The sequence below is a fragment of the Gilvimarinus sp. DA14 genome (genome assembly GCF_024204685.1).
Lineage (GTDB): Bacteria > Pseudomonadota > Gammaproteobacteria > Pseudomonadales > Cellvibrionaceae > Gilvimarinus.
In genome coordinates this window covers 696,927-708,670 of record NZ_CP100350.1, presented here as the reverse complement: position 1 = coordinate 708,670, position 11,744 = coordinate 696,927, and the positions used below count along the sequence as shown (strand labels likewise).

At 54.1% G+C, this 11,744-nt stretch carries 12 protein-coding genes; 8 read left to right on the top strand and 4 right to left on the bottom strand.

Features of this window, described 5'->3' with window-relative positions:
• Nucleotides 1-2 precede the first annotated feature (2 nt).
• The 7 genes from NHM04_RS02945 (at nt 3) to NHM04_RS02915 (ending at nt 5,403) form a co-directional block, all read left to right on the top strand.
• Nucleotides 3-1,088 (top strand): chemotaxis response regulator protein-glutamate methylesterase, encoded by a 1,086-nt coding sequence (locus NHM04_RS02945; protein WP_254265562.1) that lies wholly within the window; start codon nt 3-5, stop codon nt 1,086-1,088.
• Nucleotides 1,088-1,828, top strand: coding sequence for a flagellar motor protein (locus NHM04_RS02940; RefSeq protein ID WP_254265561.1), 741 nt, complete (start codon nt 1,088-1,090; stop codon nt 1,826-1,828). The genes NHM04_RS02945 and NHM04_RS02940 overlap by 1 nt, the downstream gene beginning before the upstream one ends.
• A gap of 2 nt (nt 1,829-1,830) precedes the next feature.
• Complete coding sequence (gene motD / locus NHM04_RS02935) at nt 1,831-2,727, top strand: flagellar motor protein MotD (protein ID WP_254265560.1); 897 nt, start codon at nt 1,831-1,833, stop codon at nt 2,725-2,727.
• A 27-nt stretch (nt 2,728-2,754) separates the two neighbouring features.
• Entirely contained in the window at nt 2,755-3,573 is an 819-nt protein-coding gene (locus NHM04_RS02930) for a ParA family protein (RefSeq protein ID WP_254265559.1), read from the top strand.
• Complete coding sequence (locus NHM04_RS02925; RefSeq protein WP_254265558.1) at nt 3,570-4,409, top strand: chemotaxis protein CheW; 840 nt, start codon at nt 3,570-3,572, stop codon at nt 4,407-4,409. The genes NHM04_RS02930 and NHM04_RS02925 overlap by 4 nt, the downstream gene beginning before the upstream one ends.
• Nucleotides 4,410-4,518: 109 nt before the next feature.
• Complete coding sequence (locus NHM04_RS02920; protein ID WP_254265557.1) at nt 4,519-5,004, top strand: chemotaxis protein CheW; 486 nt, start codon at nt 4,519-4,521, stop codon at nt 5,002-5,004.
• Nucleotides 5,005-5,019: 15 nt separating this feature from the next.
• Entirely contained in the window at nt 5,020-5,403 is a 384-nt protein-coding gene (locus NHM04_RS02915; protein WP_254265556.1) for a DUF2802 domain-containing protein, read from the top strand.
• 2 nt (nt 5,404-5,405) lie between these two features.
• On the opposite strand, the gene NHM04_RS02910 is transcribed toward NHM04_RS02915, so the two are convergent.
• Genes NHM04_RS02910 through NHM04_RS02895 form a run of 4 tightly spaced genes read right to left on the bottom strand, consistent with a single transcriptional unit; the run spans nt 5,406 to nt 8,924 of the window.
• Nucleotides 5,406-6,167, bottom strand: coding sequence for a YciK family oxidoreductase (locus NHM04_RS02910; RefSeq protein ID WP_254265555.1), 762 nt, complete (start codon nt 6,165-6,167; stop codon nt 5,406-5,408).
• Between the two features lie 8 nt (nt 6,168-6,175).
• Nucleotides 6,176-6,853, bottom strand: a complete 678-nt coding sequence (locus NHM04_RS02905) for an HAD family hydrolase (RefSeq protein ID WP_254265554.1) — start codon at nt 6,851-6,853, stop codon at nt 6,176-6,178.
• Nucleotides 6,854-6,861: 8 nt separating this feature from the next.
• Nucleotides 6,862-7,587 carry a bifunctional 2-polyprenyl-6-hydroxyphenol methylase/3-demethylubiquinol 3-O-methyltransferase UbiG gene (gene ubiG / locus NHM04_RS02900; RefSeq protein ID WP_254265553.1) on the bottom strand — a complete coding sequence of 242 codons (726 nt, stop codon included), beginning with the start codon at nt 7,585-7,587 and terminating at the stop codon, nt 6,862-6,864.
• Nucleotides 7,584-8,924, bottom strand: coding sequence for a TRZ/ATZ family hydrolase (locus NHM04_RS02895; RefSeq protein WP_254265552.1), 1,341 nt, complete (start codon nt 8,922-8,924; stop codon nt 7,584-7,586). The genes ubiG and NHM04_RS02895 overlap by 4 nt, the downstream gene beginning before the upstream one ends.
• A 231-nt stretch (nt 8,925-9,155) precedes the next feature.
• Between NHM04_RS02895 and gyrA the strand changes: the two genes are divergently transcribed.
• A complete protein-coding gene (gyrA, locus tag NHM04_RS02890; protein ID WP_254265551.1) occupies nt 9,156-11,741 on the top strand; it encodes a DNA gyrase subunit A in 2,586 nt (861 codons plus the stop codon).
• Nucleotides 11,742-11,744: the final 3 nt, after the last annotated feature.

Here is an 11,744-nt window from a genome sequence, read left to right as displayed (position 1 = left end):
ACATGCCCGTACGGGTCCTAATTGTCGATGATTCGCACTTTTTTCAGACCCGCTTAAAAGAAATAATCGGTCAGAATGCGAACCTGCAAGTGATTGGCGTGGCCAGCAACGGTCGCGAAGGTGTTGAAAAAGCCAAACAACTGAAGCCAGACATCATCACCATGGATTTTGAAATGCCGGTGATGGATGGTGTGACCGCTGTAAGGCACATTATGGCGGACAATCCGACACCGATACTGATGTTTTCGTCGCTTACGTATGAGGGCGCAAGAATAACCTTGGATGCCCTTGCCGCCGGTGCTTTGGATTTTATTCCCAAAGACTTTGCCGAAGTTTCGCGCAACTCCATTGGGTTAACGCAAAAACTGCACGAACGTCTATTGACTCTGGCCGGGCAGAAAGGCCCAACGCCTAGCGTTGAAAAGAAAGCTCCAGAACCGGAAGTCGATTTTACTCGTACGCACAGGTCGGCCGCCACACCACCACCCAGACATGCAGTTTCACCCGCTCGCTCCGCGATAAAACCCAGTGTCGTAATTATTGGCGCGTCAACGGGTGGGCCCGTGGCGCTGACCGAGGTTCTGACTAAGTTGCCGGCCCGCTTTGCTGTACCTATTTTGCTTGTACAGCACATGCCCGAAAATTTTACCAAGGCGTTCGCCGAGCGTTTGAATAAACAGTGCGCCATCGAGGTACGTGAAGCCGTTGATGGGGACATCTTGCGGCCCGGTCTTGCGCTTTTGGCTCCGGGCGGCAAGCAACTTATGCTGGATAAGCGCGGCACCGGCCAGGTAAGAGTGGTACCCGACGATGCGCGGGTAAATTACAAACCCAGTTTGGATATTACCTTTGGGTCCGCCGCAAATGCCTATGGCAATAGAGTGCTGGGTATTGTATTGACCGGGATGGGTTCGGATGGCTGTAAGGGGGCAGAGCTCTTAAAACAACGCGGGGCCAGCATCTGGAGTCAGGATCAAGCCAGCTGCGTTATCTACGGCATGCCGATGGCGGTTGCGCGGGCTAACCTGACCGACAAGGTTCTACCCCTAAAAGAAATTGGACCGGCAATCGCAACCGAGGTGCGCTGATGGATTTGCTCAGCATAATCGGCGTTATTCTAGGTTTTGCCGCGATCATCGGTGGCAACTTTATCGAAGGTGGCTCGCTATCATCGCTGGTTAACCTGCCCGCTGCTTTGATTGTGTTTGGCGGCACTGTTGGTGCGGCTATGCTGCAAACGCCAAAAGATTGTCTGCAGCGCTCAATGTCGATGTTTTCCTGGGTGTTTCGCCCGCCATCAATCGATTTTCGCGCCGGAGTAAAAAAAGTCATTGGCTGGTCTGAGGTGGCGCGCAAGGAAGGCTTGTTGGGGCTTGAGCGGGTCGCGGATGAAGAGCGTGATGAGTTTGCCCGCAAGGCGCTGGAGCTTATGGTGGATGGCAGTACACCAGATACTATTCGCCGGGTTCTTGAGGCAGACATGCTGCTGCATGAGCAACGCCAGATGGATGCTGTGCGCGTCTATGAAAGCATGGGTGGTTACGCGCCCACCATCGGTATCATCGGCGCGGTTATGGGGTTAATTCATGTGATGAGTAATTTGGCTGACCCTGAGCAGCTAGGTCCGGGTATTGCCGTGGCCTTTGTGGCGACTATTTACGGGGTTGCTTTGGCGAACTTGTTTTTGTTGCCTGTTGCCAACAAACTCCGCCAATGCGTTGACCGGGATATACGCTATCACGAGTTGTTTATTGAGGGGTGTATGGGTGTGGCCGATGGAGAGAACCCCAAGGCCATTGAAATAAAACTGAACGGTTATCTGCGTTAGTTATGCCCCGGCGTCGCTCTTCAGAATTAAAAATTAACCACGAGCGCTGGCTGGTTTCCTACGCTGATTTTATTACCTTGCTATTTGCTTTTTTTGTGGTGATGTACTCCATCTCGCAGGTTAACGAGAGTAAGTACCGAGTTTTATCGTCAACGCTGGAGGAGGCTTTTAAGCCCGTGCCGAAGTCCAGCCGACCGATTCAAATGGGCACGCCCTCGCGTAGCTCAGCGCTTGACATCAGAACCACCGAGATGTCCGAGTCCCGAGGTAATTTGCCGCAGCTTGAGCGACAGTTTCGCCAGGAGTTCGCTGACTTGATCGATAACAGGCTGATGCAAATCTCGAGCAATGAGATGTGGCTACAGATAGAGCTTCGAGACAGTATCCTGTTTGCATCTGGCAGCGCCGACGTCAGCGGCCAGGCACAGGAAATATTTTCGACAGTGGCCGATATTTTGCTGCAAACCGATAATCCGGTACAAATTGAGGGATTTACTGACAATGTTCCCATTCAGACCGCTCAGTATCCCAGTAATTGGGAGTTGTCGGCGGCTCGGGCCAGTGCGATCGTCAAATGGATGGCGCTAGAGGGCGTCGAGCCAAGTCGGTTGGCGGCGGTAGGCTATGGGGAGTTTCAGCCTGTGGCATCCAATCAAACGGAACAGGGCCGAGCGCAAAACCGTCGCGTAGCGATAATGATCGCCAGAGATCAGCGCGCAAGGCCAAAGCGGCAATTGAATCAATTGACAGGTGCGTCTGCGTCGACTGCAGTCGAAGTTGAAGAAACCGGGCGAAATGCCGATAACGCTGATAGCGACATTCAAGCGGTAGAAACCGGCAATGGAAATTTGTTGTTTAGTAGTGATCCGGAGTTGCCTCGCAATGGTACGGCGGAGTAATAGCGTAAGGTTTATTGAGGGCAGAGATTGAAAGTCTGGACTGTGGCAAATCAAAAGGGTGGTGTAGGAAAGACCACCACCAGCGTGGCACTGGCCGGTCTAGCGGCAGAGCAGGGCATGCGCGTATTGCTGCTCGATTTGGACCCTCACGGTTCTCTGACAAGCTATTTTCGTCAAGACCCAGACCGCCTGGACAAGGGCGCCATTAACCTTTTTATGGCCCGTGAAAAGATCGAAGCAAAGCTGGTCCAGGACAATATCCTGCCCACCGGATACCAGGGTTTGCACCTGTTGCCCGCATCTACCGCGCTTGCGACACTGGAGCGTAAGGCAGCTGGACAGGGTGGATTGGGTTTGGTGGTAAAACAGGCTTTGACAGCAGTGGCGGACGACTATGATCTGGTTATTATTGACACCCCTCCGCTGTTGGGCGTGTTAATGATCAATGCACTCGCCGCTTGCGATGAGCTGGTGATTCCGGTGCAAACCGAGTTTTTGGCTCTTAAGGGCCTGGAGCGAATGGTAAACACTCTGAACATGATGTTCCGCTCGAACAAGCGGCAAGTCAGCTATCATATTGTGCCTTCCATGTTCGATCGGCGCACCCAGGCCTCTGTAAGTACGTTTCGTACCATTCGCCACGATTATCCCGAACATACCTGGCCCGGCCGCATACCCATTGACACAAAGTTTCGCGATGCCAGTAAAGCCGGTGTACCGCCGCATTTATTTGAGCCATCGAGTCGTGGTGTGGATGCCTATCGCTCATTGTTTAAGTGGTTACGCAGGCAGCCCGACAGCGCTGCTGTGGAGGCGGGGTCAAAAACCGCCGGGGGGGCGCGATGAGTCCGCAACCAGATGATCTATTGCAAAATTACCTGGATGATTTGCTTGAGGCAGGGTCGCCTCCAGTGGATCGGCCAGAGCCCGCGCGGCAACCTGAGCCAAAACTCAAAAGCTCCGAGCCGTTACCCTCTGAGGTCGCGGAAAATGAGAAAAAGGCGCAACTGCAAAAGCTGTTGTACAGCGCCAAGCTGCAGGTGGCTCAAGTGGTGGAGGCACCGGTGGCGCAAATCGCAGAAGCCGTCGCACTGCCAGAGCAGCCCAGTGCCTTGTCAGAGCCTAGCCTCGAACCTCCGGTGGTCGCTGACGAGCCCGAGGCACAGGTGGCTGAAGAGGCTGCTGAGTCGCTTCGACAAGAATTGCAATGGGCCGCCAACGGCCGCCCCCAGTGGGCACAAGACGATTTTGAGGTGTTATTGTTTAAGGTATGCGGGCTGACTTTGGCGGTGCCGTTGATTACCTTGGGCCAAATAACGCCGCTGACGGATGAATTGACGCCCCTTTTCGGTCAGGCGGACTGGTTTATGGGATTGCAACCAGCACCCTCAGGAAAGGTGCGAACGATAAACACCGCAAAATTTGTTATGCCCGAGCGCTATGACCCTGTGTTTGAGCAAACCGCTAAGTATGTGATATCGATAAATGGCGTGCCTTGGGGGCTGGCGGTGGATAAGGTAGAGCAGCCCATACGTCTCAATCCTGAGGATGTAAAGTGGCGTAGTGAGCGCAGTCAGCGCCCCTGGTTGGCCGGCACGGTTAAAGCGCATATGTGCGCTCTGTTAGACATTCCTAAGATGGGTGAATTACTAACCAAGGCGGATCGCAATGCCCGCCGCTAGTTGGCGCATTTGTTAGTGCTATAGTTATAGCTGAAATGGCAGTGCGGCTAGAGTAATACAGTTAAGATAAATATGGCGGCCTGCGGGCCTTGTGACTGAGGATAAAACCATGGCGACAAATGCCAAGCAAAATGTGAACGCCGACGATCCGGTGCTGCAGTGGGTGACTTTTCGCCTAGATGGTGAAACCTACGGAATTAACGTTATGCAGGTGCAGGAAGTGTTGCGCTACTCGGAGATTGCGCCTGTTCCCGGTGCGCCTGCCTATGTTCTGGGTATAATCAACTTGCGCGGCAACGTGGTGACCGTTATCGACACCCGTCACCGTTTCGCGCTGCCTACCGGGGAAGTTACGGATAATACCCGTATCGTCATTATTGAAACCGATAGCCATGTAATCGGGATAATGGTAGACAGTGTTGCCGAGGTGGTCTATCTGCGTCAATCAGAGATAGAAATGGCGCCCAATGTTGGCAATGAAGAAAGTGCTAAATTCATTCAGGGCGTGTGCCACAAAAACGATGAACTATTGATTCTAATCGAATTGAACAAGCTGCTCACCAATGAAGAGTGGGCGGAGTTGGACGAAATTTAACGGTAGCGACCTGTTATGCCAGATTGGATAGCCGCCCCTTGGTTGGTCTTGTTGCTCGCGAGTTTTGCGCTGGGTGTTTCTTCGCTGGCTATCGTATTAACCTTGCAGTTACGAAAGCAGGTCAGTCGTGACCGCAGTGAGCTGGCCAGGCTCGCCAAAGATCTAGGCGGCCTCAGAACCGGTGCGGTGGGTATGGGGCAAAGAATTTTGGCGATGGAAGAGTCGCAAACGCTGCAGCGCCAAGGTAGTAGTGATGCTGTTGCAGCGAACACACGGCCCTACACCGAAGCGACTCATTTATTGTCTTTAGGTTTGGATAAAGACGAAGTGGCAAGTCGCTGCGGCTTGTCCCGTGCCGAGGCCTCCTTACTCGACGCCTTGCGTAAAAAATCCAGCTAGGATTACTGGGCGTTAAATCGCTTGCCGTTGGTGTCGTTACAGTCCTTCCCCATCAAGTATAAATAAAGTGGCATCAAGTCTTCCGGGGTTTTGAGCGTTGTTGGATCTTCAGCCGGATAGGCTGCGGCACGCATCTCGGTGCGAGTGGCGCCAGGGTTGATACTGTTGACGCGAATATTGCTGTCCTCAAGCTCGTCGGCCAGAGTTTGCATTAAATTTTCTTGTGCGGCTTTGCTGGCAGCGTAGGCGCCCCAATAGGCACGCCCTTTGCGGCCGACACTTGAGCCGGTAAAAACGATGCTGGCGCTGGTCGCGCGCTGTAATAGCGGCAACAGCGCCTTGGTCAGCATAAAGGGTGCATTGACGTTTACCTGCATTACTCGGTTCCAGGTATCACTCGCATAACCGCTAAGCGGCATGCGATCACCAAGCTCGGAGGCATTGTGCAAAATGCCGTCTAGGCGGCCAAACTCTTGCTCAAGAATATTGCACATCTCGGTAAAGTCATGTTCGCTGGCGCCAGCGAAATTCATTGGGTAGATTGCCGGTTGCGCTAGGTTTTCAGTCTCTATTTCATCGTAAACCGCTTCGAGCTTTTGCAGAGTGCGCCCTAGCAAAATAACAGTGGCACCGTGGCGGGCAAAAGTCAGGGCGGCTACGCGGCCGATACCGCTGCCGGCGCCTGTAACCAGGATGATTTTATCCTGCAATAGTTGATTCTCCGGCTGGTAGCCAGCGGGTAAAGTTTCGATGGCATCGGTCATAATAGTATTCAAGCGTTGATAAGTTGAGGTAAAAGCTCGGGCAGCTCATTCGAGTCGTTGATAAGGTGATCGGCTTGCCAACTGGCGGGATCGTCATGAGCCTCGATGTAGCCATAGGCGCAGGCGATTGTCGTGGCCCCACAGGCTTTGCCGCAGTCTATGTCTCGCTTGTGATCACCCAGGTAAATGATTTCGTTGGGCGCGCAGTTAAAATGCGTGGCTGCCAATAGCAAAGATTCGGGGTCTGGTTTGCGATGGGTGACGTGATCGGGACAGATGACAATTCCGGGCGGCGAGGGAAACTCAATTTTCTTTAACAGGGCTTCGGTATAGAGCGCCGGCTTATTGGTGGCGATACCCCAGCCGATGTTCTGCTCGCTAAGCCACTTTAGCAGCTCGTTAATACCCGCAAAGATTTGAGTGTGGTCGGCAATGTGGAGCATATAAAGCTCCAGTAGTCGAGTCCGCAAGGCTTCAAAGTTGTCGCTGCCGGTGGGCTCGTTAAAGCCGAGCTCGATCAGAGCTCTGGCGCCATTGGAAACACTGGGGCGGATGCTGGCATGGTCTAAGGGCTCCAGGTCTTTCTCGATTCTCAGCCGATTTAACGCGCTGGCCAGGTCATTGGCGGTATCGAGTAGCGTGCCGTCCAAATCGAACATTACGGCTTGGTAGTTGGATTTATTCACGTAAAACCTTAGTTGTTTTTCTGCGTGTGCATTAAGTAGTTGACGCTGACATCACTGGGGGCGAGTTTGAAGTGTCTGCCGATGGGGTTGTAACTGATGCCGCAGGTGTCCACCAGGCTGAGGTCCGCGCCGCGAGCGAAGGCGGCCAGCTCTGATGGCTTGATAAATTTGGCGTAGTCATGGGTACCTTTGGGCAGCAATTTTAGTAGATATTCGGCGCCAACAACCGCGAGCCCCCAAGCTTTCGGGTTGCGGTTTAAAGTGGAGAAAAACACATGACCGCCGGGTTTCACCAGCTGAGCACAGGCAGTGACGATGCTGGCCGGGTCAGGCACATGCTCCAGCATTTCCAGGCAGGTGACAATATCGAAATGGCCGGGGTGCGCGGCTGCCATTTCTTCGGCGCTAATCAGTTGGTAGTCAATGTTCAATTCGCCTTGCTTGGCGTGATTTTCGGCCACCTCCAGAGGCGCTTTGCCCAAATCTATGCCCGTGACCTGGGCGCCGCGCTGGGCCATCGCCTCGCTCAGTATGCCGCCACCGCAACCTACATCCAGTACGGTTTTACCCGCCAACGGAGCGCGCTCGTCAATATAATTGACACGTACAGGGTTCATCTCGTGCAGCGGACGAAATTCGCCGTCGGTATCCCACCAGCGTTCAGCTAACTGCTCGAATTTGGCAATCTCTTCGGCGTCAGCATTGCCTGCTTGTGCCTGCTCTGACAGAGTCATGGTGTGCTCCCGTTATTTGGGTGGATGCGCCCGGCCCAGACTTGGGTGCGCGCTTTAATGTCTCGCTCGTTAAGCGTCTGCAGATGCCCTGACAGCAGCAGCGCACGGCCCGCGGCCCAGACATGGCTGACCTTAAGGGCCCTGTTGTTATAGGCGATGGCGGCGGCTGGATCGTACAGTGGCAAGTTGGCCAAGTCGTCTATTTGAAGGGCACAAATGTCGGCAGATTTGCCAACCTCAAGGGAGCCGGTTACCTGATCGATGCCGAGCGCTTTGGCGCCGTTGATGGTGGCGCACGCTAAGGCCTGGTGTGCGTTCATGGCCGCCGGGTTTTGGCTGACGGCTTTGGCGAGTAGGGCGGCGGTTTGCATTTCTTCCAGCATATTCAGGTTGTTATTGCTCGCCGCGCCATCGGTGCCCAGTGCGACATTAATACCAGCCTGGCCGAGCTTGTGCACTGGGCAGAAGCCGCTGGCCAGCTTTAAGTTGGACTCGGGGCAGTGAATCACATGGGCGCCGCTGTTGGCGATAGTGCCAATATCCTGCTCGTCGAGCTCGGTCATATGCACGCACTGGGTTTGCGGCGTTAACAGCCCCAGTTCCTGTAGTCTGGCAATCGGTCGCTTGCCAGTCTGCTCAAGCGCATCGCTCACCTCTTTTGCCGTTTCGTGCAGGTGAATTTGCACAGGTGCTTCCAGTTCGCCTGCCAAGGTGGCGACTCGCTGCAGGTGTTGATCGGATACCGTGTAGGGCGCGTGAGGGCCAAAGCCGATACGAATCAAGTCGTCGGCCCGGTATTCATCATGCAGAGCCAGTCCCTTGGCAAAGTAGTCGTCTGGGCCGTCGCCCCAGGCGGTAGGAAAGTCCAGGATGGGGAAGGTGATCTGTGCTCGGATATGCGCCCGGCGTGCCACCTGTGCTGCCTGCTCCGGGAAAAAGTACATATCCGCAAAACAAGTGGTGCCCGAGCGAATCATCTCTGCAATCGCGAGCTCCGTGCCGTCGCGGACAAACTCTGCATCGACATGCTTGGCCTCCGCGGGCCAGATGTGTTCGTTTAGCCAAGTCTCCAGGGGGTAGTCGTCCGCATAACCGCGCAGAAGGTTCATGGCGGCGTGGCCGTGCGCATTGATCAGCCCGGGAATGAGAATATGATTCTCGAGGTTAAGTGTCTGCTCTGCCTGAAAGCGCTTTTCCGCCTCTTCCCAAGGGGTGATAGCGATAATCTTCTGGCCCTTTATGGCAATGGCGCAATTTTCCAGTACTCGATTGGCGGGCACAACTGGGATAATCCAGCGAGCTTTGATTAATAAGCGTACAGCCTGCTTGGAGGGCATATCGGCTCCCATAAATTACGACCTTTGCAAAGGCGTGATTATATCGCAACCGCGCAGGGCTGTGGGTTTGCCTGGGTGTTTCCTTACCCCCTATCCATCTGATTTTATGGTAATATTAGCCGCTTTATCGCCGCGTTGTATGCGGCGCAAGGCGGCCGATTACAAATCGAGCCCCCCGGGTCCGCACTGGGCCTGCACTCCGCTTTATGACAATAAGGAACCCGTTGATCCATGGGCGATTTAGCGAAAGAAGTTTTACCCGTCAATATCGAAGATGAGCTCAAGCAGTCCTATTTGGACTATGCCATGAGCGTAATTGTTGGGCGGGCGCTGCCCGATGTGCGCGATGGCTTAAAGCCCGTACACAGGCGTGTGCTCTTCGCCATGAGCGAGTTGAAAAACGACTGGAACAAATCCTATTTAAAGTCTGCCCGTGTTGTTGGTGACGTAATTGGTAAATACCATCCGCACGGCGACTCAGCGGTATACGACACCGTGGTGCGTATGGCGCAACCGTTTTCTCTGCGTTACACGCTTGTAGACGGGCAGGGTAACTTCGGCTCAATTGACGGCGACAATGCCGCTGCCATGCGTTATACCGAAGTGCGGATGAAAAAAATCGCCCACGAGCTGCTGGCCGATCTCGACAAAGAAACCGTCGATTACGTCCCCAACTACGACGGCAGCGAACAAATTCCTGATGTACTGCCCACCCGAGTGCCCAACCTGTTGGTGAATGGCTCGTCGGGTATCGCTGTGGGTATGGCTACCAATATTCCTCCCCACAACTTGCGCGAGGTGGTGCAGGGCTGCTTGGCGCTGATTGATAACGAAGATATCACCATCGACGAGTTGATGGAGTTTATTCCCGGGCCAGACTTTCCCACTGGCGCCATCATCAATGGCCGCGCGGGTATTGTGCAGGCGTATCGTACCGGGCGTGGGCGCATCTATGTGCGCGCCAAGGCAGATATCGAGGTTGACGAGAAAACCGGTCGCGAGACGATTATCGTCACTGAAATTCCCTACCAGCTGAATAAAGCCCGGTTGATCGAGCGGATTGCCGAGCTGGTAAAAGAGAAAAAGATCGAAGGCATCAGCGAGCTTCGCGATGAGTCTGATAAAGACGGCTTGCGTGTCGTAATCGAGGTAAAACGCAACGAATCGGCTGAGGTTTTGCTCAATAACCTCTACGCACAGACCCAGCTGCAAAACGTATTTGGCATCAATATTGTTGCTCTGCTGGATGGCCAGCCCAAAGTCCTCAACTTAAAAGAACTGCTTGAGGCGTTCGTGCGTCACCGCCGTGAGGTGGTTACCCGTCGAACGGTTTATTTGTTGCGCAAAGCCCGTGAGCGCGGCCATATACTTGAAGGTTTGGCGGTCGCCATCGCCAATATCGATCCGGTTATTGAGCTGATTAAAAGTTCTCCGACGCCTGCGGACGCTAAAGAAGGCTTGATTTCACGCGGTTGGGAAGCCTCCGAAATGGGGCAGTTTTTAGAGCGCGCCGGTGAAGATGCATGCCGCCCGGAAGACCTGCCCGACACCTTCGGCCTGCGTGACGGTAAATATTACCTATCTCCGACCCAGGCTCAGGCGATTCTGGAGCTGCGTCTGCACCGTTTGACCGGTATGGAGCACGATAAGCTGATCGCCGAATACAGCGAAAAACTGGAACAAATCGCCGAGTACCTGGAAATTTTGGGTAACTTCGAGCGCTTGATGCAGGTTATTCGCGAAGAGCTGGAAGCGATTGTTGAAGAGTATGGCGATGAGCGCCGTACCGAAATCACCGCATCGACCCTGGATTTAACCGTCGAAGATTTGATCAATGAAGAGCAGCGCGTGGTTACGATTTCCCACGGCGGCTATGCCAAGAGCCAGCCTCTGGCTGATTACCAGGCGCAGCGGCGCGGTGGCATGGGCAAATCAGCAACATCCGTTAAAGATGAAGACTTTGTTGAACACCTGCTGATTGCCAGTACCCACGATACGGTGCTGTGCTTTACCAGCGCGGGCAAGGTCTATTGGCTTAAGGTGTACCAGATTCCGGTAGCCGGGCGTCAATCTCGTGGTCGCCCGGTAGTGAATTTAATGCCGCTGGAAGACGGCGAGCGTATTACTTCTATCCTTCCTGTGCGTGAATTTGATGCCGATCACTTTGTGTTTATGGCCACCGAAAAAGGCACAGTGAAGAAGACCTCTCTGGATCAGTTCTCCCGCCCGCGCAGTGTCGGTTTGCGAGCCATTGATTTGGACGAAGGGGATCATCTGGTTTACACCGCTATTACCAACGGCGAGCGCGATATTATTCTGTTTGCCAGTAATGGTAAGGCGGCGCGTTTCAACGAGTCCGCTGTACGTTCTATGGGGCGTATCAGCCGTGGTGTGCGTGGCATCAAAATGACCGAAGGTCAGTCGGTTATCGGCATGGTTGTACCGGTAGAAAACGGCAAAGTGCTCACAGTCAGTGAAAACGGCTATGGCAAGCGTACCGAGGTGGAAGAGTTTCCGGCCAAAGGGCGCGGCGGCCAGGGCGTTATTGCCATGGCGGCAAGCGAGCGTAATGGTCCCTTGGTTGGTGCCGTACAGGTATTGGACGGCGAAGAAATTATGTTGATTTCCGACCAGGGTACTCTGGTGCGCACCCGGGTGGACGAAGTGTCGGTGCTCAGTCGCAATACCCAGGGGGTACGCCTGATTAAGCTGCGCGAAAACGAGCACTTAAAAGGTGCTGCACGTATTGAAGACGCAGGCGACGAGGAAGAAGGTGGCGAAGAAGAGGGCGCCGCAGACGAGTCGGGTGAGGAATAAGTT

Excerpts from the sequence above, each read along its gene's own strand:
- gyrA (WP_254265551.1), top strand. The coding sequence starts at position 9,156 with ATGGGCGATTTAGCGAAAGAAGTTTTACCCGTCAATATCGAAGATGAG.
- NHM04_RS02920 (WP_254265557.1), top strand. The coding sequence starts at position 4,519 with ATGGCGACAAATGCCAAGCAAAATGTGAACGCCGACGATCCGGTGCTG.
- NHM04_RS02895 (WP_254265552.1), bottom strand. The coding sequence starts at position 8,924 with ATGCCCTCCAAGCAGGCTGTACGCTTATTAATCAAAGCTCGCTGGATT.
- NHM04_RS02945 (WP_254265562.1), top strand. The coding sequence starts at position 3 with ATGCCCGTACGGGTCCTAATTGTCGATGATTCGCACTTTTTTCAGACC.
- NHM04_RS02925 (WP_254265558.1), top strand. The coding sequence starts at position 3,570 with ATGAGTCCGCAACCAGATGATCTATTGCAAAATTACCTGGATGATTTG.
- NHM04_RS02915 (WP_254265556.1), top strand. The coding sequence starts at position 5,020 with ATGCCAGATTGGATAGCCGCCCCTTGGTTGGTCTTGTTGCTCGCGAGT.
- NHM04_RS02910 (WP_254265555.1), bottom strand. The coding sequence starts at position 6,167 with ATGACCGATGCCATCGAAACTTTACCCGCTGGCTACCAGCCGGAGAAT.
- ubiG (WP_254265553.1), bottom strand. The coding sequence starts at position 7,587 with ATGACTCTGTCAGAGCAGGCACAAGCAGGCAATGCTGACGCCGAAGAG.
- motD (WP_254265560.1), top strand. The coding sequence starts at position 1,831 with ATGCCCCGGCGTCGCTCTTCAGAATTAAAAATTAACCACGAGCGCTGG.
- NHM04_RS02940 (WP_254265561.1), top strand. The coding sequence starts at position 1,088 with ATGGATTTGCTCAGCATAATCGGCGTTATTCTAGGTTTTGCCGCGATC.